We start from the raw sequence: 25511 nt of genomic DNA, 5'->3' as shown, positions 1-25511 counted from the left end.
TATGAATGAGAGACTGATCTTTACGATCAGTCTCTTTTTATGCGCTCTCAAAAATATCAGCGATTCGACACAGTTTAAAGACCCTTCGACACCGTTCAGCACGAGAGTATCCTAACCGTTAACAATTACGCCCCCGTTAACGTGTAGGATTTGTCCCGAAACATAAGTAGAATCATTTGAAGCTAAATATACATAAGCCGGTGCTACTTCATACGGTTGTCCTGGCCGTTTCATCGGAACATTGCTGCCAAATTCAGATACTTTTTTCTCATCGAAACTTGATGGAATAAGCGGTGTCCAAATTGGTCCTGGCGCAACGCCGTTAACTCGAATACCTTTTGGAACTAAAGATTTTGCCAATGAACGTGTAAAAGAGACAATCGCTCCTTTTGTTGCCGAATAATCAATGAGCTGCTCATTTCCTTCATACGCCGTAATGGAAGCGGTGTTCACAATGACATCACCTTGTTTTAAATGAGCAAGTGCCGCTTTTGTTATATAAAAATACGAGAAGATATTAATTCGAAATGTCTTTTCCAGCTGCTCTGCTGTAATAAATTCTAAGCCTTGCTGCGGATATTGCTGCGCAACATTATTCACAACAATATGTAACCCTCCCAATTGCGTGGCAGCCTCTGTTACAACTTGTTGGCAATGCTGCTCTTCACTTACATCTCCTGGAAATAAAAAACACTTTACGCCTTGCGCTTCAACCCAACGCTTCGTTTCCTCTGCATCTTCATGCTCATCTAAATACGCAATCGCTATATTCGCTCCCTCTTTTGCAAAAGCGATCGCTACCGCTCTTCCAATTCCGCTGTCTCCTCCTGTAATCAGTGCAGCTTTTCCTTGAAGCTTCCCACTTCCTACATAATTCTCATCTATACATTTCGGACGTGGATTCATAATCTTCTCAATTCCCGGCTGTTTCTCTTGATGTTGCGGGGGCAGTGTTTTCTTCGGTTGTTCCGTCATACTATAAAAAACCTCCTTATCATATGTCTTTCTTATGATGTACGAAATCAAAAAAATATACTTAATTCTTACAAAAACGAAATATATACATAGAAAACGCGCTTAACATTCGAAATTTCTCCATAAAAAACCGAAAAAATGAATTTCTTTCTCTAAAACTCTTGCCAAAAAACAAAATAACGAATATTATATATAACTGTTGTGATAATTATTCGTAAAAAGAAAGGATGTTTTTATGTTTAACCTTTCAAAACATCAAACTTCTATTAAAACTGAAATTATGGCTGGTATTATTACCTTCTTAACAATGGCATATATTATCGTCGTAAACCCAGTCATCCTTGGTGATGCGGGCGTTCCATTTGAACAAGCATTTACAGCAACTATCATCGCTGCTGTTATCGGAACATTATGTATGGCATTCTTTGCAAATTTACCAATTGCAATTGCACCAGGTATGGGATTAAATGCTTACTTTGCTTACTCAGTTGTCAAAACTCATGAAGGCATGACATTCGCAATTGCTTTCTCTGCTGTATTCGTAGCAGGTATGATTTTAATTTTGCTATCATTAACTTCTTTCCGTACAAAATTAATGGAAGCTATTCCTGAAAACTTAAAACATGCGATTACAGCGGGTATCGGTTTATTTATCGCATTTATCGGCTTACGTCTAACAGGGATTGTTACGAAACATCCTTCAAATTTAGTTGGGCTTGGAGATCTTCACTCTCCGTCTGTTTTACTTGCATTAGCTGGACTTGGGATTACGTTAGTACTAATGTGTTTAAACGTGAACGGTGCATTATTTATCGGTATGTTATTAACAGGAGTTATCGCTTACTTTACTGGACAATTAACGTTTTCAAACGGAGTTACCTCTCTGCCAGGTTTACCAGAAGGCGTAATTGTTTCTAATCCAATTACAGCAGTGTCCGATGTCATTCACTACGGATTATACGGCGTTGTTTTCTCGCTTTTCCTAGTAACATTATTCGATACAACAGGTACACTACTCGGAGTTGCACAGCAAGGCGGCCTGATGAAAGATGGCAAACTTCCAAATTCCGGACGTGCTCTTCTTTCCGATTCTATTTCAGCAACGATTGGTTCTATGTTTGGGACAACACCAACAACTGCTTATATTGAATCTTCTGCTGGTGTTGCGGCTGGTGGTCGTACAGGCTTAACAACATTAACTGTTGCAATATTATTTGCAGCAACTGCATTCTTCGGACCACTTGTCGGTGCAGTATCTGGCGTTTCCGCTATTACAGCTCCATCATTAATTATTGTTGGTAGCTTAATGATGGGCGCAGTTCGTCACATTGATTGGGATGCATTTGATGAAGCTTTCCCTGCATTTTTAGTGATTTTAAGCATGCCGCTTACATCAAGCATTGCAACAGGTATTGCGCTTGGCTTCATTTCATACCCTCTTATGAAAGTGGCAAAAGGACAATTCCGTGCGGTTCATCCGCTTGTATACGTATTTGGTATTTTATTTGCTTATCAGTTAGTATTTATACCACATTAAAAAAAGGTGACTCATATTACTTTGAGTCACCTTTTTACTTACTAAGAAATTGCACCAAGTCTCCATACATTTTCTCAGCATCTCGAAATCCTTGATCATACAAGCGCTGTAATTTTTCTGGATTCTTCTCCATACGATCCACTTGTAATTGTTCTGTCGGCCGAATCACAAATATATTTCCAGCTGCTTCTTCTTTTTCAATATAATGAAGGATCTCATTATACACTTCGTAACGAGTTAACATTGCGTCTACTAATTTAGGATATTTTTTATATGCTTTCCCCGCAATCCATCCAAATTTTGATTTTTTCTTCGCATACCCTTTATTCCTTGTCAAAATAACAACTGATTTTCTGTAGCCATCTTCCTGCGCTTTTCGAACAGGAATTGGATCTGAGATGCCACCATCCAATAACTTTTTCCCGTCAAATTCTACGACAGGTGCGACAAAAGGCAATGAGCTTGACGCTTGTAATACTGTTAATGCTTCTTCTTGTGAATGGCCTTTTTCAAAATAGACAGGTTGTCCCGTTTCACAATCCGTTGTTCCAACAAGAAATTGCTGCTCCGTATTAAAATACGTTTCAAAATCAAATGGTACATGTTGCATCGGAATTTCACGAAAAATAAAATCCATATCAAAGAGCTGACGCTTTTTCCAAAAGTTTGTATACGATAAATATCTTGGATGTGTCACATATTCAATGTTTACTGTTTTATTTCTCTCTTTTTGTCTTGAAAGATACGACGCTGCATTACACGCACCCGCTGATACACCAATCACATATGGAAAATGTAAATCGTTCTCCATAAAATATTCTAATACACCAGCTGTATATACGCCGCGCATACCGCCGCCTTCTAATACTAAACCCGTATTTTCAAGCATGGCTCTCTCTCCTCGTTCTATATATACTTTATAATGATTCACTTTGTTAAATATCTCTTTCTATTATATATAAAACTTTTGAGAAACCATATTCAGACGACTTGACTGAAACGAAATATCTCTTTATCTCTCCTTCGTTCCTATATGCATCGTTACATCCGCTATGAATTGTTGAATAACCTCCAGCTCTTCTTTTGTATATTTATCTAAAAATAATAACCACTCTTCTTCAGCTTGATTATGTAACGTTTCATGAGCAGTATATATTTCTCTCCCTTTGTCTGTTAAACGGAAGAATATTTCTTTTTGGTTGTTCAACATTTTCATCTTTTCAACAAAATTCTTATTAAATAATTTTGTACAAATTTTAGAAATGGCCCCTTTTGTCATTCCCATACTTTCAGTAATTGCCGTTACATTCATTAAGCCTTGTTCTCCTATACAAGCAATCACATGTAATTCTGATAATGAAATATCATTTATCCCCATTTCACCTAAAAATTGTTCATGTACTTCTTTCATGTACTCTTCTTTCTTATGAATAAGTGCTTGCATATCAACTAATATTTGTTTTTGCTCAGCTGTGCAGTTCAATTTGTTTCCCTCCAAACACAAATTACGTTTCCTTAGAAACAATTATACTTTATAGTATTCCATATTTAAAATATAATTCACACTATCTATTTACAAAAAAGAAAATCATGTTAAAATTATTTTAGTTTCCAAGGAAACTAAAATAAGGAGGGTTATGTATGACAACTACAACAAACCGAACACCTATTTTCTATGTCATTTGTATTAGCGCTTTATTAGGCTCACTAGCCCAAAATATGTATACTCCTATCTTGCCAATGATTCAGGGGTCATTTCATACATCATTATATTTAGTCAATCTTACTGTTTCCGTTTTTACTTTTGTACTTGCGATTATGCAAATCGTATATGGCCCACTTATTGATGCAAAAGGACGAAAATACATTCTCATTCCAGGGCTATTGATGAGTTTCATCGGCTCAATAGGTTGTGTGTTTTCATCAAACATTTATGTATTTCTTGTATTTAGAGCCATTCAAGCTTTTGGAACAGCAGCTATCCCAGTTGTTTCAGCTACCATCATTGGAGATTTATATGAAGGAAATGAGCGCGGCAAAGCAATGAGCATCTACCAGATGCTTTTAGCACTGGCACCTGCTATTGGTCCTTTAATGGGGGGATATTTAGGAAATAGAAATGGTCACGTTTCTATCTTTCTCTTTTTAGCAGCGATTAGTATCGTTTTATTACTTATAAACATTGTTTTACTTCCAGAAACAAAGCCTGTTTCTTCTATAAAACAACAAGCAACGAAACACTACTTTCAGGTTTTACAAAATAAGATTGGTTTTACCATTGTCATAATTGGTTTTATGCAATTTTATCTTTATTTTTGCTTCCTTGTCTTTTTACCATCAATGTTAAAAACTTTATTTCATCTTCATCCAGATACGATTGGGCTCATCTTTGTTCCCATGTCATTATGTATGATGTTAGGTAGTTATTGTTATAAAATGTTGCAAAAGAAAATCCAGACAAAACATGCTTTACTCTTTACAAGTTTCTTTCATATTGCATGTATCTTATTATTTTCTATCACCTATAACATTACGATCCCTATCCTTATCATCGTCACTTCTCTATACGGATTCAGCATGGGATTATCAATGCCAACTCATACAACTTTATTAACAGAAGAATTTGTGGATGAACGTGCAACGGCTATTGGCATCTATAACTTTATTCGCTACTTCGGAATGGGAGTCGGTCCACTCCTTGGCAGTTTTCTATTATTTGATCAAAACTACTTTTGGATTTTCTTTTCGGGATCCGTAGTTTTTCTATTGTTTCTCTTATATGCAATGAAGAATTTTATTCATTCTCAAACAAGAAAAGAAGCAATTTAGAAAGATAATATTTTCAATCACTCAGGACGTATAAGTCACTGTTATGCAGAATACAACATGACTGCGACTTGTTTTCTCTCTTTGTTTTAAACATCGCATGTGGCAAGAAAAGGCTCTGACCGCTTCTATGCACGGCCAGATGCTCTCATCCTTCCCTAAAAAAAAGTTTTTTTAACTTGTATATAGTAATCGTGAAAAAAGAATCTCTAAAAACTACTTTTAGAGATTCTTATCCTCTTTGATCCGCCACAATATGAATATCAATGTTCTTCGTCTGTCTCATAATTTCATTTACAATGGAACCTTTTCGAATTTCTTCCCATCTCGTTCTTGCTGATTGTCCAAGTAAAATTTGAGTGACTTGTCGCTCTCTTGCCACCTTAATAATTGCATCTGCCGGCTTACTTCCTTTTGCTTCTTCTAATAAAAAGGTTGCATCAAATTGATTCGTTAACGCTTTCCATTCTTCAATAACTTGTTTTTTTGCTTCTGATATAGATTCAATCATTTCTCTTTCTACATTTAGTACATATAATTCTGCATTTAAACGGTTTGCCATGCGCCAGCCTCGGCGAATGAGCTTTTCTGCTGTGGAACTGTACTGCACGCAAACAAGAATTTTTTCTTTCACTCCAATTGGTTCCTCAGTAAATTGACTAATTTTCTCGTCCATATCATCCGCAACTTCTCGAAGTGATAATTCACGGAGCGCTCCTAAATTATTTAGCGTAAAAAAATGATTTAAGCTCCGTTGAATTTTCTCTTCCTTATATATCTTTCCGTCCATCAACCGTTTTCTAAGCACTTCTGGCGTTACATCCACAAGCTGAATTTCATTTGCCTTTTGTAAAATGAAGTCAGGAACGCGCTCTCTTACTTTGACCCCTGTAATTTGCTCAACAATATCGTGAACACTTTCCAAATGTTGAATATTAAATGCAGACAAAACATCAATGCCAGCATCCAATAATTCTTCGACATCTTGATAGCGTTTTTTATGTTTCGAACCAGGGATATTCGTATGGGCTAACTCATCCACAATAACAACTTGTGGTGCACGTTTTATAATTGCTTCAACATTCAGTTCTGGAAACACTTTCCCTTTATAATGAATCTCTTTTAACGGAACAGCTTCTAACTCAGCAATCGCCTCTTCTGTTTCTTTTCGGCCGTGCGTTTCAATGAGGCCAATGACAACATCAATGCCTTCTTTTCGCATCTCTCTTGCATCAAAAAGCATTTTATAACTTTTTCCGACTCCAGGAGCTGCTCCGACATAAAGCTTTAACTTCCCCCTGTTTAGTTGACGAATATATTCTAAATATTCTTCTGGCGTTCGTCTTTGAAACGTTGGCTTATAGTCATCTGCATACATTACAAATGCACCCTTTCCGACCAAACAATGCTACCTCAATCTAAACGATTGAGGTAGCATTGTTATTATTTCATCATTTTTTGTAATTCTACATTTAACTTCAACACGTTGACACGATCTTCTCCAAATAACCCAAGTGCTTGCCCTTCTGTTTGCGATTCAATCAGCTTATTAACTTCTTCTTTCGGAATATTCGTTATTTTAGAGATACGATCTACTTGTACGTAAGCCGCTTGTGGGCTAATATCTGGATCTAATCCTGAACCTGAATTCGTTACTAAATCCATCGGAACTTCCGTAACAGGGACTTCTCGATTTTCCTTCTTCCAATTTTTCGCACTTTCTTCTACACGTTTTACTAAATCTGGATTGGACGGTGCATAGTTATTAGATCCAGATGCTTCTGCTTTATATTCTATACTAGAGACACGTCCATGAAAATAACGTGGGTCTGTAAAATTTTGACCAATTAATTTCGAACCAATGACTTCATTGTTTTCATTATATATAAGGCTTCCGTCTGCATTATCTTTCATAACCGCTTGTGCAATTCCTGTAACTAAAAGTGGATATAGGAGCCCGCATATAACAAGAAATGTAAAGGTTACACGAATGACAGGTGAAAGTATCTTTTGTTTTTCAAACATTTTCATTTCCCCTTTTCTTTAAATGAACAATCCGACAATCATGTCAATCAGCTTAATACCGACGAACGGAACAATCACTCCACCAAGTCCGTAAATAAATAGGTTACGTCCTAACAATGCATTAGAACTCATCGGTTTATAAGCAATCCCTCTCATCGCTAGCGGAATAAGCATCGGGATAATAATCGCATTAAAGATAAGCGCTGATAAAATCGCTGATAGCGGTGAATGTAATTTCATCACGTTCAGAGCTTCCATTTGCGGAATTGCCAATGTAAACATCGCTGGGATAATCGCAAAGTATTTCGCAATATCATTTGCGATACTAAATGTTGTTAGCGCACCGCGTGTCATTAATAGCTGCTTACCAATTCCTACAACCTCAATAATTTTCGTTGGGTTTGAATCTAAGTCAATCATATTTGCTGCTTCTTTCGCTGCTGCTGTACCACTATTCATCGCTAGACCAACATCGGCTTGCGCTAAAGCTGGTGCATCATTTGTACCATCACCTGTCATCGCAACAAGCTTTCCTTTGTCTTGCTCTGCTTTAATCACCGCAATTTTATCTTCTGGTTTACATTCTGCAACAAATTCATCCACACCAGCTTCTTTTGCAATGGTTGCGGCAGTAAGCGGGTTATCACCTGTACACATTACCGTTTTAATACCCATTTGACGAAGCTGTTCAAATCGTTCACGCATACCTGGTTTTACAGTATCTTTTAAATAAATTAATCCGTAAATACGATCATTCGCTGCAACTGCAAGCGGTGTACCGCCTTCTTTCGCAATTAAATCCGCTTTTTGATTTAAGTCTTTCGGAACTGTACCGCCTTGCGATTGTACCCATTCAATAACAGCGCCAACCGCACCTTTTCGTACTTTTACACCATCCGTTAAGTCCACACCACTCATACGTGTCTCAGCTTTAAAGGGAACAAACTCACCTTGCTCAGCAAGTGTACCGTTATAAGAGAGTGCTTTTAATTGTACGTATTCAATAACCGAGCGTCCTTCTGGCGTCTCATCTAACACAGAGCTAAGCGCTGCCCATTTTGCAACTTGTTCAATTGTTTCATTTCCTACTGGTAAAAGCGTATGTGCCATACGATTACCGAATGTAATTGTACCTGTTTTATCTAAAATAATTGTGTTAATATCACCAGCTGCTTCCACTGCTTTACCACTCATCGCTAAAACGTTAAACTTCGTTACACGGTCCATACCTGCAATCCCAATTGCGGATAACAAACCACCAATTGTTGTTGGAATTAAACAAACAAGAAGTGCAACGAGTATAGCTGTATCAATTTGAAAACCAAGATAATTCGTAAAGATTGGTAATGTCACAACAACGATTAAGAAAATAAGTGTTAAACTCATTAAGACCGTATTAAGAGCAATTTCATTTGGTGTTTTTTGACGAGATGCTCCTTCTACTAAAGAAATCATTTTATCTAAGAAAGATTCACCAGGATTACTTGTAATTCGAATTGTAATTTCATCACTTACCACCATTGTTCCGCCTGTAACGGAGCAAAAATCACCGCCAGCTTCTTTCATAACTGGTGCAGATTCCCCAGTAATGGCTGATTCATCGACAGATGCTAACCCGCGAATAACTTCTCCGTCACTAGGGATCATTTCACCTTGTTTTACAAGAACAACATCACCTTTTTTCAGTTCAGTTGCTGAAACTCTAGCAACACTTCCATTTTCTTTTATTACATTTGCAAATACATCTTTTTTCGATTGTTTTAAAGAATCAGCTTGTGCTTTCCCGCGTCCTTCTGCTAATGCTTCTGCAAAATTAGCAAACAAAACAGTGAATAAGAGAATAAGAGAAACCGTTATATTGAACCACCCTGGGATACTACTAGATCCATTAGGTAAAAATGATAAAATTAATGTCAGGAAAAACCCAATTTCTACCACGAACATAATTGGATTTTTTACCATCACTCGTGGATTCAATTTTGTAAAAGCTTCTTTTATCGCATGTGTAATAATGTCACGATCCATCGTTTTTGCTTGTCTCACTTCATTTTCGACTGCCGTTTTTGGTGATACAATCGATTGATTCGGTTGTTTATCTTTTACCACTACAGGTTTCATCATGTACCCTCCATTACTTCAATGTAAGAAATTCCGCAATTGGTCCTAACACTAGCATTGGGAAGAACGTTAATGCTCCAACAATTACAATTGTTCCAATGAAAATGCCGCCAAATAAACTATTATCTGTTCGGAATGTTCCGATTGTTTCTGGTACTACCGTTTTTTCTTTTAATGAAGCCGCTACAGCCAGCATTGTAATTAAACTGAAATAACGTCCTAAGAACATCACGATACCAGTCGTAATATTCCAAAATGCTGTATTGTCTGCTAAACCTTCAAAACCTGAACCGTTATTAGCTGCCGAAGAAGTATATTCATATACAACTTGTGTCAAACCGTGAAAACCGGAGTTTGAAATTGCATCTGTTCCAAAATGAGTTGAAAGAGCTAATGCTGAAAATCCTAAAATAAGTAAAGGATGAAATAGTATTGTTACTGCAATCAATTTCATTTCCTTTCCTTCAATCTTTTTCCCTAAAAATTCTGGTGTACGTCCAACCATTAATCCCGATATAAAGACCGCGATAATCGCGTACATAATAATATTGATAAATCCTGCACCGACCCCGCCGTATACTGTATTTAACATCATGTTTACAAGTGACACGAGTCCTCCGATTGGTGTCAACGTATCATGCATTGTATCAACAGCACCTGTTTCCGCTGCAGTTGTTACTGTTGCGTATAGTGAAGAAAATACTGTTCCAAAGCGGACTTCTTTTCCTTCTAAGCTGCCTTGAGTATGCTGCATTCCCATTTCATTTAACGCTGGGTTTCCATGTAGCTCTGATGTGACAATTGTTGTAAATCCCATTAAAAATACGATGAATAAAGAAACGAAAAGAACGCGTCCTTGTTTTTTATTCCCTACCATTCTTCCGTATGTGAATGGTAAAGCTGTCGGTAACAGCATCATAAGCATCATTTGTAAAATGTTACTGATTTGACCTGGGTTTTCAAATGGATGCGTTGAATTTGCCCCGAAAAATCCTCCGCCGTTGTTCCCTAATTCCTTAATAGAAACGAAAGAAGCAACCGGACCACGTAATATACTTTGTTTCACACCTTCAATTGTATGAGCTGTAACCGCTCCTTCTAACGTTTGCGGTACACCAAGCGCAACGAAGATCAATGCTGCTATAAATGCAATTGGAAGAAAAACTCTCGTTAAAGCACGTGTAAAATCTACGAAGAAATTTCCAAGTTCTTTCCCTGCTAAACCTCTTATAAAAGCCATTACAATTGCTAATGTTGTTGCCGGTGCTGTAAACATTAAAAACGTAATTCCGATTAATTGTGATAAGTACGAAACACCATTTTCACCGCTGTAATGCTGTAAATTTGTATCTGCCATAAAACTAATCGCTGTATTAAAAGCGAGTGTAGGTTCCATCCCCTCAACATGAGCTGGATTTAATGGCAATACACCTTGCAGGCGAAGTATGAAATAGACAACAACAATCATAAATCCATTAAGCGCAACTAATGATAATGCGTATTGCTTCCAACTCTGGTTATAAGGTTTCACACCGGAAATTTTAAAAATAATATTTTCAAAAGGTCCGAACACTTTATCCAATTTGCTATTCCCTTGAAACGCCTTCTCTAAATAAATCCCGGTTGGCTTTGCAACAAGAACAAATAATAACATTGTGACCAAAACGGCAATCCAAATCATAATAAATCTTTCCTCCTAATTAAAACTTTTCTGGATTTAATAGCGCATAAACTAAGTACACAGTAAGTAAGCCAACAATAATGGATACTGCAATAGTCATTGCTTCTTCCCTTCCTTCACAACATGATCCGACCATCCTGCAAGACCAATCATTGATCCAACTAACACAATTAAAATTCCGATCATAGCAATATCTAACATGATTCATCCCTCACCAAATGTAAAATTTTTCCATAAAAAACATAAAAAAGAACACTGAGGATCTACTCAGTGTTCGAAAATGAACAACACAAAAGTAAACCTCCTCTCCAAACGCTTACGAGGTTAGCTGTCGGATTCGGGCCTAAAGAGTAGCCCTACTTTCATCATGAAAGATTCACCCCAAGTGACAATGCACAAAATTGGTTCCCCCGCTCCATTTCTGGACTCAGCGATATCAGGTTGTTTTCTGGAAATTTTATGAACAATTTATGAATGTAAATATACTCCTCTAAATTTCACTTGTAAAGAGGTAAAATAGCTAAAATATAAAAGTATAAGACCTTTTAAACGCTTACATTAAGGATAAATACATCTTTATCATCTTTTTTCTTTTATTTTCTTCTTTTTTCATTATGTATACGTTCTTTTGCAAATAAAAGAAGAAGATTATCTCTAGAAATCAAATTTAACTTCCAGGCATATGAGTCAAATACAGCATAACCCCTACTCTTCTCCTTTTGTTTGAAACCTCGCTCGTGGCACAAAAAGGCCCTGACCGCTTCTATACACGGCCAGAGCCTCTCGCCCTTCCTAAAAAATGCAGTTTTATACCGTTTTTTCAACATAAACATCACTGCCACGCTGAATAAAAAAGGGCCACTACTTGCTTGCTCCCTCTGTTTTACAACTCGCTCGTGGCACAAAAAAGCCCTGACCGCTTCTACGCACGGCCAGGTGCTCTCGCCCACCTAAAAAAAGAGGTTTTTATACTAGTTTTTCAATTCATATTGATAGATAACCTTCTAAACTATAAAAAAGACCGTAAGTTACGACCTCGAATATATACTTGCACCAATTCTGCATGTCGCTTCTCATATTCGATAATGTCTTGTTCTAAATATAAACAGATATCTTCTGGCGGAAGAATCACATATGGCTTCGGAAAGAATGGATCATGTTCTGCTAATTCATGTACTCGTTCTAACGATACTGCCCAGCGCCTTGCTAATTCACGGCACAATAACACTTTCATCGCTTCTCTCATATCCGATTCCTCCGCCCCTACTCTAAAGTCAAAAACGAAATATTATCACAAGTTGTAAACACCACTAACTTAATACCAATCGTTTCATAGAGGTGCTTTGGATATTGTTTATTTCGCGTGACAACTGTAATAGGCGCGGTAAAAGAAGAGCGAATACGTTCAGCGAAGAAGCTAATTGTAGACAATTCATCTCCTAGTAAAATCGCTTTTTTAATTCCTTTGCATATGTTCACAATCATGCTCGGATCATCCGGACAGCAATATGCTTGTTGAAATCCACATGCCTTCACTTCACTTACCACATACTCACTCGCTGTAAAAATGACCATTTCACCTTGAAAAGGTAATAAATCTTTCAAACTCTTTACTTTCGCAGCTTCTCCTACACAAATGAGCGTGTACTCTTTTTCTGCATCCATGCACTACATCCTCCTTCACATAAAAGAATTTTTAAGTATAGATTAAAATTCTCTTATGCTAGTCGGATCGATGAATTGCTATATTCACTTGCACCATCCTCTCTCAACACGCTTACGGAGTTAGCTGTCGGATTCGGGCTTTGAGAGTAGCCCTACCTTCGAAAAAGGATTCACCCCAAGTGACAATGCACAAAGTTGGTTCCCCCGCTCCAAAGTCTGGATTAAGCGTTCTTAAAAATAGATTCTGGCTGATATATTACTCCTAATTTTGGAAAAAGTAAACATAAAAAAAGCCAATTTTTCCAATTGACTTTTCTAAGAATATACATATTTATGCACGTATATTTCTACGTCCATACGCAAAATGGTTCGTTGGTCCGTGACCGCTGCCTATGTTCAGCTCATCTTCAATTGCTATACTAATAAAATTCTTCGCTTCACGAACTGCATCTGCAATTTCGTAACCTTTCGCGAGTCCTGCTGTTACAGCTGCGGCAAACGTACAACCACTTCCGTGTGTTTGTATAGAAGCAATCCGTTTACTTCTATACTCTATAAACACATTTCCATCAAATAATAAGTCAATTACTTCATTTCCTTGGTAAGCTGCATGTCCGCCTTTCATAACGACAAACTTTGCACCTAAATCGTGCAGCATCTTCGCCGCTTCTTTACTGTCTTCAATCGTATGAATCTTAATTCCTGTTAATACTCCTGCTTCAGGAACATTCGGCGTAATTACCGTTGCAAGCGGCAATAAATGTTCTTGTAATGCCAAAACAGCTTCTTGTTGTAATAACGATGCTCCGCCTTTGGCAATCATAACAGGGTCTAGTACAATATTATTCCATGAAAATGATTTAATATTTTCAGCTACGATTTTAATAATTTCACTACTAAATAACATCCCTAGTTTCACTGCATCTGGCGTTACATCCGTACCGATAGAATGTAACTGCTTTTCAATTCCTTCTACAGGAACAGGATACACCCCTTGTACGCCAAGCGTATTTTGAGCCGTAATTGCTGTAATAGCTGTCATACCGTACACACCGAGCTCTTGAAACGTTTTTAAATCTGCTTGAATCCCCGCACCGCCGCCGCTATCGGAGCCAGCAATCGTTAATGCTTTATTCACTTTCATTTCACTCACCCCTTTTAACCAAAATAACGATGATAAATCGTTTTTGCCTCCGCTATATCCTTTGTGCCATGCACAAGCACACGGCCATCTTGAAATGCTACTAACCGTTTATTATCAACAGAAAACGATAATAAATACGGATTCACTGTTAAATCCGTTACACGGTTTTGCAGCAGATTTTTATACATAGACAAATGAATATGCTCTTTATGCGGCGGACGAATTTGTACTGTATTTCTACCGCATAAAACAGCCGCCCTGGAAGTATTCCCCTTGCTTAAATACGGATAAACGGCTTCTTCTCCGCACGATAAGCAGTACTTGTTTCGCAACTTTTGTACATTCATGCATGAATATTCATTTTTCCACACATCAAATGACACAAGCCCCTCACGAAGTGCCTCGTAATCTTCTACTAAAATCTTTAATGCTTCCGCAACTTGATGTGAGACAACAATAGATACAGCAGGCGAAATAATCCCCGCTGTATCACATGTCGCTCCTCCAAGCGGTATCGACTGCAATAAACAAGATAGGCACGGCGTCTTTCCTGGTAAAATCGTATAAGAAAGACCGTAACTCCCAACACACGCTCCGTAAATCCATGGAATAGAATGCTTTTGCGATATATCATTTACAATAAACCGTGTCTCAAAGTTATCTGTTGCATCAATGATAAGATCTACACCTGTGACAAGTTCTTCTAGTTCTTCTGCTGTTACATCTTGCACATAAGTTTCTACAACTACATCACTATTAATGGCTTGTAAGCGCCGCTTAGCTGCCACTGCTTTTGGTAAATGATTTTCTACATCTTCCTCGCAGTATAACTGTTGGCGCTGCAGATTACTCCAGTCAATGTAATCACGGTCAGCAATCGTCACTTTGCCAACTCCAGCGCGAACGAGCATTTCTGCATTTGCACTACCAAGCGCTCCCACGCCGATAATCAGTACATGTTTTTCTCTTATTTTGTTCTGCCCTTCTTCCCCAATTGGAGAGAACAACACTTGACGGGAATATCGGCTATTCAAGAACACTCATTCCTTCTAACGGGCTGCTCGCGGTCCCGCAGCGCTTACGTGCAATACGTCCTGCTTCAAAACCTAATCTTCCTGCCTGAATACTAAGCTTCATTGCTTCTGCCATTTTCACAGGATCTTTTGCCCCGGAAACAGCTGTATTTAATAACACGCCTTCTGCGCCTAATTCCATCGCAAATGCTGCGTCAGCTGGACTACCAATGCCCGCGTCAACAATAACGGGAACAGTTGCTTGCTGGATAATAAAGCTTAAATTTAACGGATTTACAATACCAAGACCAGAACCGATTGGTGATGCACCTGGCATAATTGCATGGACACCTAATTCTTGTAATTTACGTGCTAACACAACATCATCAGACGTATACGGCAAAACGATAAACCCTTCTTTTAATAGCATTTCTGATGCTTTTAACGTTTCAACTGGGTCTGGTAATAACGTTTTATCATCACCAATTACTTCTACTTTAATCATGTCGCATAAACCTGATGCTTTCGCTAATTTCGCAATGCGCACGGCTTCTTCTGCTGTTTTTGCTCCTGCTGTATTTGGAAGAAGGGTATACTTTGTTACATCAATTTTTTCTAGTAAATTGGGCTGCTCTGCATCAAAAATATCCATACGACGCACTGCAAATGTTAAAATTTCTGCTTCTGATACTTCAATCGCTTTCCTTTGCACATCAAAATCAGGAAATTTACCTGTTCCTAATAACAGTCTAGACTGAAAAGTAAATGGTCCAATCTTTAACATAATCAACCGCCTCCTACGAATGTTACAATCTCAATTTGATCTCCCTCAAAAACAGATGTATCTTGATGATCCTCTTTTTGTAAAATATCTTGATTGCGTTCTACTACAACAATTTTCGTCTCTAATCCTAAATGAATAAGCAAATCAGCCACCGTCTTAACCTCAATTGGTACCTCTACTTGCCTTCCGTTAATTTTTAAATTCAAGCTTTCATCTCCCTTACAATATATAAACCTAAAACCCTTTTCTTTTAGGGTGGGCGAGTGGTCCTGGCCTTGCATAGTAGCGGTCAGGGCCTTTTTCTGCCACGTCCTGTGCTAAAACAAAAAGAGAACACGAGTGCAGGTCTCCTTTTTTCCTAACAGCAACTTATATATCGAAAATGAAATTGATTTACATAGATTGTGAAAGCAACGAATCTAGTAAATCATTACTTTGCTTTCCGTCTATAAGATCAGCCATATATTCTCCTGAAACTGGACTTAATAAAATTCCATTTCGATAATGGCCCGTACAAGCATATAAACCAGTAATGTCTGCATGTCTGCCGATATATGGCATACTATGATTCGATTGTGGACGTAATCCTGCCCATGCCCCGTCCCATTCTGCTTCCTTTAATGCTGGAAGAATCCGATACGCGCGCTCCAATATAGAAGTAATACTTTCTGGACGCACCGCCTTGTTATATGTATGAGATTTCATTGTTGCTCCAATGACATAGCGTCCACCGCGCTTCGGTGCGATATAAAATTGCTCTTGAAAAATAGGTACTTGTAATAATGGCTTACGGCTGCGCACTGCAACAACTTCACCTTTCACAGGATATGTTCCCCATTCACAATGAAAATATTTTAATAGTTTTGTACTCCACGAGCCTCCAGCAATTACTACATTTTCACATGCAATTGTGCCTTCTGTTGTATATAATCCTGTTACGCGATTATCTTTCATTTGAATATCAAATACTTCAGTTTCTTCATATATGTCCGTTCCAGATAGCGCAGCAGAGTGAGCGAATGCTTTCGTCAGCTCTGGGGCAATCACATGACCATCTTTTGGGTGGTAGACTGCTCCAATAATAGAAGTAGATAAATAGGGCTCTTTTTCCCGCAATTCTTCTCCTGAGATAAAATGAGACTCTTCTCCTGTTTGCTGCTGCCATTTCATAATATGAAGAAGCCGTATACTCTCTTCTTCATTTTGAGCGATGCGGTAAATTCCTTTTTCTTCATATCCAATATCAATTCCGGTTTTATCACGTAATAGACTTGCAAGTTTTGGAAACATCGCGCGGCTTTTCCTGCCTAACTCAAACAGCGGATCGTATTCATCCCATTCCGCCTGTACACCTAATAATCCGGCTGCTGCTTTAGAGGCTTCAGAAGCAATCTTTTGTTTTTCAATGATGGCAACTTTATAACCTCTTTCAGCAAGGAAATGTGCAACCGAACTTCCGATTACACCGCCGCCAACGATGGCAACATCATATATTTTTTTCATGATTTCTCGCCCACTTTCGTATCGTTTCCTTATATAACTTTGCCTGTTCATTCGGTTTTACGGCACTTAAAATTCCGGACATAATTGCAATGCCAGTAGCCCCAGTGCCGAGTACCTCTGCTGTATGATTAGGAGTAATCCCTCCAATAGCGGTAATTGGAATTGTTAAACGGTTTGCCATTTCCGTAATCCCTGCTAATCCTCTTGGCGGAACTCCCTTTTTGGAGTTTGTTTGAAACAAATGCCCATACAGAAGAGAATCTGCACCACTTTGAAAAGCAGATACAGCTTCTTCAAATGAATGCACGGAGTAACCAACATGTAAATAAGAAAATTTTTCTTTAACAAGCTTTACATCCACGCTGCGATGTCCAAGTTGGACACGTCTAATATTGAATAAAATTGCAATATCAATCCGATCATTGATGACAAGTTTAGAAGAAGGAAATCCCTTATATAAGAGCTTTTCCACACCTTCATATAACTCTTTCGTACTTTTCTCTCGCTCACGAATGTGCAAATAATCTATTTCACTTTCAATATCAGTTGCTATATGTGCTAACTCTTCAAATGACATACGACCATTTGATATAACGTGAAGCTCAGCTTTCATATCCATTCGCCTACTTTAAAATGTTTTCAAACAATTCGTTTGTCGAAAAGAAACGTTACGAAATTGTAGTATGTTCTTGCTCCTCAAAACCCCACATCTCCTTACGATATGCCATATCCCAAAATAAGTATTCAAACCGACTGGAATATAAGAAGATTTCTTCTAAACGATTTAGTTCTTCTTCTGTTTTCCCAATTGTAATTTCATTAAATAAATCAATTAACCATATACAAAGATCCCCATATTCTTCAGAGCTGTATCCTCGAATCCACTCGCCAAAAAATTCATGATCACGTGCTCCTGAAATAGCATTCAAACGCTTTCCAATCTCCCAATAACTCCACATACATGGAAGCAATGCTGCAATTAACTCAGCAAGTGTACCGTTTTGTGAGACGGACATCATATAGTTTGTATATGCTAGATTCATAGCAGACGGCTTTGCTAATTCCATGTCTTCAACAGAAATTCCTAAACGTTTTGCATATTGTTTATGAATCGTCATTTCCCCATTTAAAATGCCATCAATTTGTTTAGCAAACTTCGCCATCACTTTTGGATTTGTTGCTTTTACAACACCGATTGCATATAACTTTGCATAATCTAACAAATACAAATAATCTTGAACAATATAATGTTGAAATCTATCTTTCTCTAACGTTCCATCTCCCATACCTGTTACAAATGGATGATTATGACTTTTTTCCCAAACAGGTTGCACTTTTTCAAATAGTCTTTCACAAAATGTCATCTCAGTTTCCCCTTCCTGTATATATATTCCCAAATAAAAAACCACTTCTATATAAGAAGTGGCCACAGCAAACAAAAGAAAACCTCATTTGTTGTTTCCACTTCCCTACGCTAGCATCACCTAGATCAGGTCATAAGGGTTAAGGTTTTTACCTCTCTCAGCTTTTAAGCACCCCTAGTGGTGTTCTATAAAATTTTCAATAAAAAATCCCCGTTTCTATGCATAAAGAAACGGGGACGTTATTTATATCGTCCAAGTTGCTTCCCTACGCTAGCATCATCTAGATCAGGTTCAAGGGTCAAAGACTATAGGTCTTACTCTCAGCTAGCAACACTAGCTCCCCTAGCATTATATTCATTTAACATAGTCAGTATACCATCGCCATATCTCATCGGCAACTCTTTTCATTTATGAAGTGAAACTTCCGTCAGTGGGGGTTTTCTTCATCCCCCACCTCTCTTCTTTGTTTCTCTCTGAATCTTGAGGTGGGGATCTTACTGCCCGTTAATGTGGGATAAAGTGAAACACTAATCGTTTAAACAAAATAAAACATTATAAAAACATATTGTAAGTTCAGAAAAAAACGAATTTCTTCTATCTATTTCCATAACAGCTATAAATCTGCTATCCTTTTATTATATAGCTTTATAATCTATATCCATTTAAATTTTCCGACATATAAGTCGCTACTATGCAGAATATAACATGACCGCTACTTGCTTTATCCTTTTGTCTTCTACCTTGCGTGTAGTAGGAAAAGGCCCTGACCGTTTCTATGCACGGCCAAATGCTCTCCCTAAAAAGAAAGGAGTGTTTATGTCAATTTTTTAACTTGTATATATAGAGAAAAAGCATTCATTTGTTTTTAATCAACGAATATATTACAAACTCAATATCTTTACATTATGATTTTAATCATAATAATTGATTACATAAGGAGGTCTATGAATATATGAATTTAAAAGTCGCAACAATAACAGCAACTACTGTAGCAGTTGCTTCTATGCTCCCCTCTATAGCAGAATCTAATATACATACCGTAACAGCAGAGCAAACATCAAAAACAAAAATTGGTTATGTAAAAACGAAAACATTACAAATGTACAATAGTCCTAATGGGACAGATTATGTTATTGACAGCATTACGCGTGGCACTCCCATTACAATTCTTGAAACAACAAATGAATGGTATAAAGTTCACGTTCACAATAAAACTGGCTATGTAAAAAAAGAAGCAATTTCTTTAACAAAACCACACGATAGTGGAAATCAATATATCGTAAATGCGGATGCAGTAAACGTTCGCTCTGAACCAAATACACAATCTGAAATTGTTACTGTATTACCAAATGGAAAATTTGTTACTGTTCAAGAAGAACAAGAGGGATGGTATAAAGTTATACAAAATGGAACAAGCGGCTATGTAAAGAAAGAATTTTTATCTAACGCCGATCAGCCATTAGTTAAAGGAATTACTGTGCAAGGTGGAAGTTCTTACTATGTTGCCACTCCGACATTAAAAGTACGTAGCGGAGCAGGAACAAATACAGCTATTATCGGTTCTTTAACCAATGGGACACAAATACAAGTCGTTGAAAATATGGGAACATGGTATAAAATTCGCTACGGATCAGGATATGGCTATGTCGCACAGCATTGTATAACACAAAGACAACAACAGCAGCAACCAAAACAGAAAGCTACACCATCTATTCCAGCTGTATTTAAATATCCTGCTCAAGGAAAAATCAGCTCGGAATTTGATATACGCTGGGGAGAAATGCACTATGGCGTAGATATTGCAGCAACAGGAAATGTTCCAATCCAAGCTGCAGCACCTGGAACTGTTGTTAAATCATATTATTCTACAAGCTATGGAAATGTTGTATTTGTTGCTCATCGTATAAACGGGAATTTATACACAACTGTATATGCTCACATGAAAAGTCGAGCTGTCAAAGCAGGAGATACAGTGGTAACAAGCCAATTGCTCGGTTATATGGGAAATACAGGACATTCGCATGGACAACACTTACATTTTGAATTACATAACGGGGAATGGAATTTTGAAAAAACAAATGCTGTAAATCCACTTCCTTTCTTAGTTAGGTAACGCATAATGGCACGTAATATTGCATTAATTATTGAGTGTTTCGCATTTTTCGGTTTAGTTTATTGCTTATTAATTTATAACACAAACATTGTATTTTTAAGCATTATTATTGCGTTTGTTGCTTGTGAAGTGATGATGGAAACATTCAAAATTCGACTAAAGCGACATATTTCACACATATATACCGCACTATTCATTATAAGTTCTTTATTAACAAGCATCATTTTTAATGGCTTACATGTCTCCGCAATGTTTCCAGTATTTTTTATGACTATTCTTCTGATAGTATCTCAGTATATATATGTTCCAAAACATCGTAAACAACAACAACATGAAGAAACATGGAAAGTGGGAAAATAATGCCACGATTCTTTGGGATTGATTTCTTTTTTCTTTACTATTAAATAAGGATTCCACATGATGTGGAATCCTTATTTATGTTCTATATATACAAGTTTAAAAAAAGCATAACTCTTTCTTTTTTGGGGCACGAGAGCATCTGGCCGCGCATACGAACGATTTGCTCTCACCTCATGCAAAGTTTAAAACAAAAGGAGAAGCAAGTAGCAGTCATGTCATATTCTACATAGCAGTGATTTATATTTCAAAAAATTCAAACGAATATATATAAATACAAATTAAAAATCTAACATAAAACTACTTTTCTATTTTACCCGCATGCATACTGCTCATAAATAAAACTTAAATTATATTTATGTTCTAAATTCATACGTTGTTCGTCGCTACACCAATAAAATAAAATATCATGTATTGATGCATAGCGCTTATTCTTTAAAAATTGCTTAATAAAGGAAGGAAAACAATTTGGTAATTGTATAAATATATAATTGCGTAGTAGTTCCTCTTTATAATCGATTCCTTTACATATATGCATAAGTTCTTCACAATAATACATTTGCTGTGGAACTTGAATCATTTCAAAAAATGGAATGTATGATAATAATTGCCCAATAAAGTGCTCATATTTTGTTATAAATTCCAACGACATATGTTCCATCATCTCTTTTATAACAAACAAATAATCATCAACATGAGTTGTCTTCAACGGATTAAGACGATCAGATATTTGTGCAATCACTGCACGCTGGCATGCTACAGCAGCATGGCTTGGTTCATAATATGTTAAGAAATCCGTACATTTTCTATATTTTTTTAATAAATCTAACGTGTATATATCACAAATATACGTATTGCAATATATTGCTAACTCCATTAAAATTTCATCTAACTTCTCTTTTGATAATCCCTTTGCTTGTTTACAAAGATAGAGAAACATAAACTCCATCATTTCTTTATGAGACAAAAGTGTTTTATACTTTTCAATACACTCTACATTAAACTTAATTCTTTCCCAAATAAAATCATCATTACTTTCTAATTCCGTAACCTTTTGTTTTATAATTAAATAATTCCAAGCAACTACTTGTGTAAATGCATCCCATGATTCATACTCTAGCGATGTTTGTACGAATTCCTCTAATCCTTCAGCAATCATAAAATCATAGGCCTGTTGATACCATCCTACTTCTTGGCATAAACGAATAATTCGAACTAAAGTTGGCATTTCATCTTTATGAAACTTCGGTAAATCATGTAATTTTTTCATTCCATATAAAATAAAAAGAATTAAATTTTCTTTCTTATAAAATTCTTTTTCTTTCCAAGCCAGAATAGTTCGTTCTTTTCCTTCTCCTTTTGGATACTTTGGTATAAGTAAAGAGAGTAAATCCGCAAAATTTTCCGGCTCTGTATACGCATCCGTAACCAAGTTCCAATTGGGTTCGGTTTGCACAATCCCCATATAATTCCCCCTCCATTTTCTATATGTATGATAAAATATTTGAATGCTATTAAACTATCCATCAATATTATTATATTCAAAATAACATATAATGCTTATATTTATTAGTATATCATTTTTTTCATATGTTAATAGTTATTAACAAAAATTCCAAAAATAATTTACATAAAATGTGAATTTAATCTGCGGGGAAACCCCCACAGATTATGAATTAAACTAATTAGGCGCATATTAACATGCTTATCCTTCACTACATCATTGCTTTCAAATAAATTTTCAGATGAAGCATTCCTGCCCTCAAATAGCAAATTGCAAACAGAATAAAAGTATTTATTTAGTCTGTTTGCTCTGATATTTCACTTAAGGCAACGCCTGCTTGATCATCTGCATATTTAGTTGTTGCTAAATCACCAAGTGATAGCATCCCAACAAGTTGTCCATGTTCAACTACTGGCAATCTTCTTATTTGGTAACGTGCCATTAACTCTGTCGCTTTTTCAATAGCGTCATCAGGTGACACAGAAATAATTTGTGTTGTCATAACATTTGTAATTTGATTGGAACCTGGATGTTTTTCTGCAATTCCCCGCACAACCAAATCACGGTCTGTTACAAGTCCGATAACTTGATTATTCTCCACAACAGGAATCATTCCTATATCTTCTTCTTTCATTTTCACCGCTGCTTCATATACGTTATCTAGTGATGTACATTGTACAATATTCGTGCTCATCAATTCTCGAACAGTTGTCATAAATATATTACCCTCCTTTACACACTTTAGCATCTCCAACCCTCTTCATTTCAATTCGCAAGTTCCTTAAAAGATAAACGAGATACCATCTCTTATTAAAAACAGATGAAATTACACTTTATCAAATGTAGAAAACTATGTAATCATAAAACGCAAAATAAATTGGATATTCACAGTTACAATGACCAATTCTAAAAACTTTAGAATTGCGGAGAGTAAATATAGACTTTATCGTTCTTATTTGAGAAGGCAGCTTGTAAAGATACAGAGCAATAAGCAGGATGAGGTTAGTAAAAGAAATACTTTATACCGTAAAATATTCATGCAACATTCCGTTGTACAATCATCAAAATGAATTGATGTAGTTCAATTCTGAGTATAGCTAAAATAATCAATTGGTAAAAATATAATGTACTATATTCTTTCCTAATTACACAAAATCATACAAAATCCTTCATTATTTATAATAAAAAATAAAACATTTTATAATATGATAAAGATATACTTATTGTTATAATAGCTTGATACGGCCATCAGTAGATTTTCTTTATTCGACTACTTTTGGTTAGTTGAAGCATTCTCATTCTTACTGTCCAAAAGTAGCTCAATAAATATATGTATAAGGAGATCATTAATCAGAAGTAATTATAATTCGTTATAATAAATACGATATACAAAAAATATAATGTATAATATTATTTTTCTTCAAATAAAAAGAGTCAGCATAGTGCTGACTCTTTTTATAATGACCCGTACGGGATTCGAACCCGTGTTACCGCCGTGAAAGGGCGGTGTCTTAACCACTTGACCAACGGGCCATGGCTCCGCAGGTAGGACTCGAACCTACGACCGATCGGTTAACAGCCGATAGCTCTACCACTGAGCTACTGCGGAATATGGTGGGCCTAAATGGACTCGAACCATCGACCTCACGCTTATCAGGCGTGCGCTCTAACCAGCTGAGCTATAGGCCCATATTTCTTACAGGGGCAGTAGGAATCGAACCCACACCGGAGGTTTTGGAGACCTCTGTTCTACCTTTAAACTATGCCCCTAAGTGGTGCCGGCTAGAGGACTTGAACCCCCAACCTACTGATTACAAGTCAGTTGCTCTACCAATTGAGCTAAGCCGGCTAGTTTTTTTACAAAAAAAAATGGTGGCTCGGGACGGAATCGAACCGCCGACACGAGGATTTTCAGTCCTCTGCTCTACCGACTGAGCTACCGAGCCTTTATGTAAATGGCGGTCCCGACCGGGGTCGAACCGGCGATCTCCTGCGTGACAGGCAGGCATGTTAACCACTACACCACGGGACCATTGGTTGCGGGGACAGGATTTGAACCTGCGACCTTCGGGTTATGAGCCCGACGAGCTACCAGACTGCTCCACCCCGCGATGATATAATATTCTTTTAAATAAAAAATGGAGGAGGTAGAGGGATTCGAACCCCCGCGCGACTCTCGCCGCCTGTCGGTTTTCAAGACCGATCCCTTCAGCCGAACTTGGGTATACCTCCGTATATATGAAGCTTTAATGGTGGAGCCTAGCGGGATCGAACCGCTGACCTCCTGCGTGCAAGGCAGGCGCTCTCCCAGCTGAGCTAAGGCCCCATTTTAAAAAACTATCGGGAAGACAGGATTCGAACCTGCGACCCCCTGGTCCCAAACCAGGTGCTCTACCAAGCTGAGCCACTTCCCGTTAATAAAGCGCGCCCGAGAGGACTCGAACCCCTAACCTTTTGATCCGTAGTCAAACGCTCTATCCAATTGAGCTACGGGCGCATATGGTGCCGAGGGCGGGGGTCGAACCCGCACGGTGGTCACCCACCGCAGGATTTTAAGTCCTGTGCGTCTGCCTGTTCCGCCACCCCGGCGTCATATTGAAAATTGGAGCGGAAGACGGGATTCGAACCCGCGACCCCAACCTTGGCAAGGTTGTATTCTACCACTGAACTACTTCCGCAAAACATATATGACTTATTGCTTATTTAATTAAGAGTGCGGGTGAAGGGAGTCGAACCCCCACGCCAAAGGCGCCAGATCCTAAGTCTGGTGCGTCTGCCAATTCCGCCACACCCGCATATTACATTTTAAAAATGGTGAGCCATGAAGGACTCGAACCTTCGACCCTCTGATTAAAAGTCAGATGCTCTACCAACTGAGCTAATGGCTCTTAAATGGCTGGGC

General features: G+C 37.5%; 24 protein-coding genes, 16 tRNA genes and 4 riboswitches. Of the genes, 4 read left to right on the top strand and 36 right to left on the bottom strand.

Annotated elements, in window-relative coordinates:
- Window positions 1-111: 111 nt before the first annotated feature.
- Window positions 112-975 carry an SDR family oxidoreductase gene (locus ACIGHG_RS24590; protein ID WP_396551063.1) on the bottom strand — a complete coding sequence of 288 codons (864 nt, stop codon included), beginning with the start codon at window positions 973-975 and terminating at the stop codon, window positions 112-114.
- 235 nt (window positions 976-1210) lie between these two features.
- Here ACIGHG_RS24590 and ACIGHG_RS24585 point away from each other — a divergent pair, with 235 nt between their 5' ends.
- Complete coding sequence (locus tag ACIGHG_RS24585) at window positions 1211-2512, top strand: NCS2 family permease (RefSeq protein ID WP_396551061.1); 1302 nt, start codon at window positions 1211-1213, stop codon at window positions 2510-2512.
- Between the two features lie 34 nt (window positions 2513-2546).
- Here ACIGHG_RS24585 and ACIGHG_RS24580 read toward each other — a convergent pair whose 3' ends face one another.
- Window positions 2547-3401 (bottom strand): patatin-like phospholipase family protein, encoded by an 855-nt coding sequence (locus tag ACIGHG_RS24580; RefSeq protein WP_396551059.1) that lies wholly within the window; start codon window positions 3399-3401, stop codon window positions 2547-2549.
- A 123-nt stretch (window positions 3402-3524) separates the two neighbouring features.
- Window positions 3525-3956: a MarR family transcriptional regulator gene (locus ACIGHG_RS24575; protein ID WP_396551088.1), complete on the bottom strand. Its 432-nt coding sequence runs from the start codon at window positions 3954-3956 to the stop codon at window positions 3525-3527.
- A 197-nt stretch (window positions 3957-4153) separates the two neighbouring features.
- Between ACIGHG_RS24575 and ACIGHG_RS24570 the strand changes: the two genes are divergently transcribed.
- Window positions 4154-5341, top strand: a complete 1188-nt coding sequence (locus ACIGHG_RS24570) for an MFS transporter (RefSeq protein ID WP_336474577.1) — start codon at window positions 4154-4156, stop codon at window positions 5339-5341.
- Window positions 5342-5570: 229 nt separating this feature from the next.
- On the opposite strand, the gene kdpDN is transcribed toward ACIGHG_RS24570, so the two are convergent.
- The 15 genes from kdpDN to tenA all read right to left on the bottom strand — a co-directional run bounded on the left by kdpDN (window position 5571) and on the right by tenA (window position 18635).
- On the bottom strand, window positions 5571-6716 hold the full coding sequence (kdpDN, locus tag ACIGHG_RS24565; RefSeq protein ID WP_336474576.1) for a KdpD-like non-kinase potassium sensor: 1146 nt from the start codon (window positions 6714-6716) through the stop codon (window positions 5571-5573).
- A gap of 65 nt (window positions 6717-6781) precedes the next feature.
- Window positions 6782-7363 carry a K(+)-transporting ATPase subunit C gene (kdpC, locus tag ACIGHG_RS24560; protein WP_396551056.1) on the bottom strand — a complete coding sequence of 194 codons (582 nt, stop codon included), beginning with the start codon at window positions 7361-7363 and terminating at the stop codon, window positions 6782-6784.
- An 18-nt stretch (window positions 7364-7381) separates the two neighbouring features.
- Window positions 7382-9481 (bottom strand): potassium-transporting ATPase subunit KdpB, encoded by a 2100-nt coding sequence (gene kdpB / locus ACIGHG_RS24555; protein ID WP_396551086.1) that lies wholly within the window; start codon window positions 9479-9481, stop codon window positions 7382-7384.
- 13 nt (window positions 9482-9494) lie between these two features.
- A complete protein-coding gene (gene kdpA / locus ACIGHG_RS24550) occupies window positions 9495-11162 on the bottom strand; it encodes a potassium-transporting ATPase subunit KdpA (protein WP_396551054.1) in 1668 nt (555 codons plus the stop codon).
- 19 nt (window positions 11163-11181) lie between these two features.
- A complete protein-coding gene (gene kdpF / locus ACIGHG_RS24545; protein ID WP_090919158.1) occupies window positions 11182-11262 on the bottom strand; it encodes a K(+)-transporting ATPase subunit F in 81 nt (26 codons plus the stop codon).
- Window positions 11259-11363 (bottom strand): hypothetical protein, encoded by a 105-nt coding sequence (locus ACIGHG_RS24540; RefSeq protein ID WP_090919155.1) that lies wholly within the window; start codon window positions 11361-11363, stop codon window positions 11259-11261. The genes kdpF and ACIGHG_RS24540 overlap by 4 nt, the downstream gene beginning before the upstream one ends.
- 98 nt (window positions 11364-11461) lie before the next feature.
- Window positions 11462-11605, bottom strand: a riboswitch (cyclic di-AMP (ydaO/yuaA leader).
- 566 nt (window positions 11606-12171) lie between these two features.
- Complete coding sequence (locus ACIGHG_RS24535; RefSeq protein ID WP_396551052.1) at window positions 12172-12408, bottom strand: hypothetical protein; 237 nt, start codon at window positions 12406-12408, stop codon at window positions 12172-12174.
- Between the two features lie 17 nt (window positions 12409-12425).
- Window positions 12426-12827 carry a hypothetical protein gene (locus ACIGHG_RS24530; protein ID WP_336474573.1) on the bottom strand — a complete coding sequence of 134 codons (402 nt, stop codon included), beginning with the start codon at window positions 12825-12827 and terminating at the stop codon, window positions 12426-12428.
- Window positions 12828-12920: 93 nt separating this feature from the next.
- A riboswitch (cyclic di-AMP (ydaO/yuaA leader) is annotated at window positions 12921-13065 on the bottom strand.
- A 93-nt stretch (window positions 13066-13158) separates the two neighbouring features.
- Entirely contained in the window at window positions 13159-13980 is an 822-nt protein-coding gene (gene thiD, locus ACIGHG_RS24525; RefSeq protein WP_396551050.1) for a bifunctional hydroxymethylpyrimidine kinase/phosphomethylpyrimidine kinase, read from the bottom strand.
- Window positions 13981-13985: 5 nt separating this feature from the next.
- Window positions 13986-15005, bottom strand: a complete 1020-nt coding sequence (locus ACIGHG_RS24520; protein ID WP_396551048.1) for a thiazole biosynthesis adenylyltransferase ThiF — start codon at window positions 15003-15005, stop codon at window positions 13986-13988.
- Window positions 14998-15768 (bottom strand): thiazole synthase, encoded by a 771-nt coding sequence (locus tag ACIGHG_RS24515; RefSeq protein ID WP_396551046.1) that lies wholly within the window; start codon window positions 15766-15768, stop codon window positions 14998-15000. The genes ACIGHG_RS24520 and ACIGHG_RS24515 overlap by 8 nt, the downstream gene beginning before the upstream one ends.
- Window positions 15769-15770: 2 nt before the next feature.
- Window positions 15771-15974 (bottom strand): sulfur carrier protein ThiS, encoded by a 204-nt coding sequence (gene thiS / locus ACIGHG_RS24510; RefSeq protein ID WP_090919144.1) that lies wholly within the window; start codon window positions 15972-15974, stop codon window positions 15771-15773.
- Window positions 15975-16161: 187 nt separating this feature from the next.
- Window positions 16162-17271, bottom strand: a complete 1110-nt coding sequence (thiO, locus tag ACIGHG_RS24505) for a glycine oxidase ThiO (RefSeq protein ID WP_336474568.1) — start codon at window positions 17269-17271, stop codon at window positions 16162-16164.
- A complete protein-coding gene (gene tenI / locus ACIGHG_RS24500) occupies window positions 17255-17884 on the bottom strand; it encodes a thiazole tautomerase TenI (protein WP_336474567.1) in 630 nt (209 codons plus the stop codon). The genes thiO and tenI overlap by 17 nt, the downstream gene beginning before the upstream one ends.
- 55 nt (window positions 17885-17939) lie before the next feature.
- Entirely contained in the window at window positions 17940-18635 is a 696-nt protein-coding gene (tenA, locus tag ACIGHG_RS24495; RefSeq protein ID WP_336474566.1) for a thiaminase II, read from the bottom strand.
- 85 nt (window positions 18636-18720) lie between these two features.
- A riboswitch (TPP riboswitch) is annotated at window positions 18721-18821 on the bottom strand.
- A gap of 59 nt (window positions 18822-18880) precedes the next feature.
- Window positions 18881-18989: riboswitch (TPP riboswitch) on the bottom strand.
- A 598-nt stretch (window positions 18990-19587) separates the two neighbouring features.
- Between tenA and ACIGHG_RS24490 the strand changes: the two genes are divergently transcribed.
- Together ACIGHG_RS24490 and ACIGHG_RS24485 are read left to right on the top strand one after the other, a co-directional pair.
- Window positions 19588-20748 (top strand): SH3 domain-containing protein, encoded by a 1161-nt coding sequence (locus ACIGHG_RS24490; RefSeq protein ID WP_336474565.1) that lies wholly within the window; start codon window positions 19588-19590, stop codon window positions 20746-20748.
- 6 nt (window positions 20749-20754) lie between these two features.
- The gene (locus tag ACIGHG_RS24485) at window positions 20755-21108 is read left to right on the top strand and encodes a hypothetical protein (RefSeq protein WP_336474564.1); all 354 of its coding nucleotides are present in this window, start codon (window positions 20755-20757) and stop codon (window positions 21106-21108) included.
- Window positions 21109-21418: 310 nt separating this feature from the next.
- On the opposite strand, the gene ACIGHG_RS24480 is transcribed toward ACIGHG_RS24485, so the two are convergent.
- The 18 genes from ACIGHG_RS24480 to ACIGHG_RS24395 form a co-directional block, all read right to left on the bottom strand.
- On the bottom strand, window positions 21419-22570 hold the full coding sequence (locus tag ACIGHG_RS24480; protein WP_336474563.1) for a DUF3965 domain-containing protein: 1152 nt from the start codon (window positions 22568-22570) through the stop codon (window positions 21419-21421).
- A gap of 334 nt (window positions 22571-22904) precedes the next feature.
- Window positions 22905-23324 (bottom strand): CBS domain-containing protein, encoded by a 420-nt coding sequence (locus ACIGHG_RS24475; protein WP_336474562.1) that lies wholly within the window; start codon window positions 23322-23324, stop codon window positions 22905-22907.
- A 746-nt stretch (window positions 23325-24070) separates the two neighbouring features.
- Window positions 24071-24142 (bottom strand) — tRNA-Glu (locus tag ACIGHG_RS24470).
- 1 nt (window position 24143) lies between these two features.
- Window positions 24144-24218: transfer RNA gene (locus ACIGHG_RS24465), tRNA-Asn, on the bottom strand.
- Window positions 24219-24221: 3 nt separating this feature from the next.
- A tRNA-Ile gene (locus tag ACIGHG_RS24460) sits at window positions 24222-24298 on the bottom strand.
- A gap of 10 nt (window positions 24299-24308) precedes the next feature.
- Window positions 24309-24379, bottom strand: a tRNA-Trp gene (locus tag ACIGHG_RS24455).
- Window positions 24380-24382: 3 nt separating this feature from the next.
- A tRNA-Thr gene (locus ACIGHG_RS24450) sits at window positions 24383-24458 on the bottom strand.
- A gap of 21 nt (window positions 24459-24479) precedes the next feature.
- Window positions 24480-24555 (bottom strand) — tRNA-Phe (locus tag ACIGHG_RS24445).
- A gap of 10 nt (window positions 24556-24565) precedes the next feature.
- A tRNA-Asp gene (locus ACIGHG_RS24440) sits at window positions 24566-24641 on the bottom strand.
- 2 nt (window positions 24642-24643) lie between these two features.
- A tRNA-Met gene (locus ACIGHG_RS24435) sits at window positions 24644-24720 on the bottom strand.
- Window positions 24721-24748: 28 nt separating this feature from the next.
- Window positions 24749-24841, bottom strand: a tRNA-Ser gene (locus tag ACIGHG_RS24430).
- An 18-nt stretch (window positions 24842-24859) separates the two neighbouring features.
- A tRNA-Ala gene (locus ACIGHG_RS24425) sits at window positions 24860-24935 on the bottom strand.
- 14 nt (window positions 24936-24949) lie between these two features.
- Window positions 24950-25023: transfer RNA gene (locus ACIGHG_RS24420), tRNA-Pro, on the bottom strand.
- Between the two features lie 9 nt (window positions 25024-25032).
- Window positions 25033-25106, bottom strand: a tRNA-Arg gene (locus ACIGHG_RS24415).
- Window positions 25107-25109: 3 nt separating this feature from the next.
- Window positions 25110-25198, bottom strand: a tRNA-Leu gene (locus tag ACIGHG_RS24410).
- A gap of 14 nt (window positions 25199-25212) precedes the next feature.
- A tRNA-Gly gene (locus ACIGHG_RS24405) sits at window positions 25213-25287 on the bottom strand.
- A 36-nt stretch (window positions 25288-25323) separates the two neighbouring features.
- A tRNA-Leu gene (locus ACIGHG_RS24400) sits at window positions 25324-25404 on the bottom strand.
- Between the two features lie 17 nt (window positions 25405-25421).
- Window positions 25422-25497 (bottom strand) — tRNA-Lys (locus ACIGHG_RS24395).
- Window positions 25498-25511: the final 14 nt, after the last annotated feature.

The organism is Bacillus sp. NPDC077411 (assembly GCF_044543425.1).
Lineage (GTDB): Bacteria > Bacillota > Bacilli > Bacillales > Bacillaceae_G > Bacillus_A > Bacillus_A bruguierae.
Note: the sequence above shows the minus strand (reverse complement) of the source record. Positions and strands in the feature narration are given on the sequence as shown.

Coding starts and splice junctions, on each gene's coding strand:
- ACIGHG_RS24480 (WP_336474563.1), bottom strand. CDS start 22,570: ATGGGGATTGTGCAAACCGAACCCAATTGGAACTTGGTTACGGATGCG.
- kdpDN (WP_336474576.1), bottom strand. CDS start 6,716: ATGTATGCAGATGACTATAAGCCAACGTTTCAAAGACGAACGCCAGAA.
- ACIGHG_RS24485 (WP_336474564.1), top strand. CDS start 20,755: ATGGCACGTAATATTGCATTAATTATTGAGTGTTTCGCATTTTTCGGT.
- tenI (WP_336474567.1), bottom strand. CDS start 17,884: ATGAAAGCTGAGCTTCACGTTATATCAAATGGTCGTATGTCATTTGAA.
- ACIGHG_RS24575 (WP_396551088.1), bottom strand. CDS start 3,956: ATGCAAGCACTTATTCATAAGAAAGAAGAGTACATGAAAGAAGTACAT.
- ACIGHG_RS24535 (WP_396551052.1), bottom strand. CDS start 12,408: ATGAGAGAAGCGATGAAAGTGTTATTGTGCCGTGAATTAGCAAGGCGC.
- ACIGHG_RS24490 (WP_336474565.1), top strand. CDS start 19,588: ATGAATTTAAAAGTCGCAACAATAACAGCAACTACTGTAGCAGTTGCT.
- ACIGHG_RS24540 (WP_090919155.1), bottom strand. CDS start 11,363: ATGTTAGATATTGCTATGATCGGAATTTTAATTGTGTTAGTTGGATCA.
- ACIGHG_RS24515 (WP_396551046.1), bottom strand. CDS start 15,768: ATGTTAAAGATTGGACCATTTACTTTTCAGTCTAGACTGTTATTAGGA.
- ACIGHG_RS24570 (WP_336474577.1), top strand. CDS start 4,154: ATGACAACTACAACAAACCGAACACCTATTTTCTATGTCATTTGTATT.
- tenA (WP_336474566.1), bottom strand. CDS start 18,635: ATGACATTTTGTGAAAGACTATTTGAAAAAGTGCAACCTGTTTGGGAA.
- kdpC (WP_396551056.1), bottom strand. CDS start 7,363: ATGTTTGAAAAACAAAAGATACTTTCACCTGTCATTCGTGTAACCTTT.
- ACIGHG_RS24590 (WP_396551063.1), bottom strand. CDS start 975: ATGACGGAACAACCGAAGAAAACACTGCCCCCGCAACATCAAGAGAAA.
- kdpF (WP_090919158.1), bottom strand. CDS start 11,262: ATGACTATTGCAGTATCCATTATTGTTGGCTTACTTACTGTGTACTTA.
- ACIGHG_RS24585 (WP_396551061.1), top strand. CDS start 1,211: ATGTTTAACCTTTCAAAACATCAAACTTCTATTAAAACTGAAATTATG.
- ACIGHG_RS24580 (WP_396551059.1), bottom strand. CDS start 3,401: ATGCTTGAAAATACGGGTTTAGTATTAGAAGGCGGCGGTATGCGCGGC.
- ACIGHG_RS24530 (WP_336474573.1), bottom strand. CDS start 12,827: ATGGATGCAGAAAAAGAGTACACGCTCATTTGTGTAGGAGAAGCTGCG.
- ACIGHG_RS24475 (WP_336474562.1), bottom strand. CDS start 23,324: ATGACAACTGTTCGAGAATTGATGAGCACGAATATTGTACAATGTACA.
- kdpA (WP_396551054.1), bottom strand. CDS start 11,162: ATGATTTGGATTGCCGTTTTGGTCACAATGTTATTATTTGTTCTTGTT.
- kdpB (WP_396551086.1), bottom strand. CDS start 9,481: ATGAAACCTGTAGTGGTAAAAGATAAACAACCGAATCAATCGATTGTA.
- thiO (WP_336474568.1), bottom strand. CDS start 17,271: ATGAAAAAAATATATGATGTTGCCATCGTTGGCGGCGGTGTAATCGGA.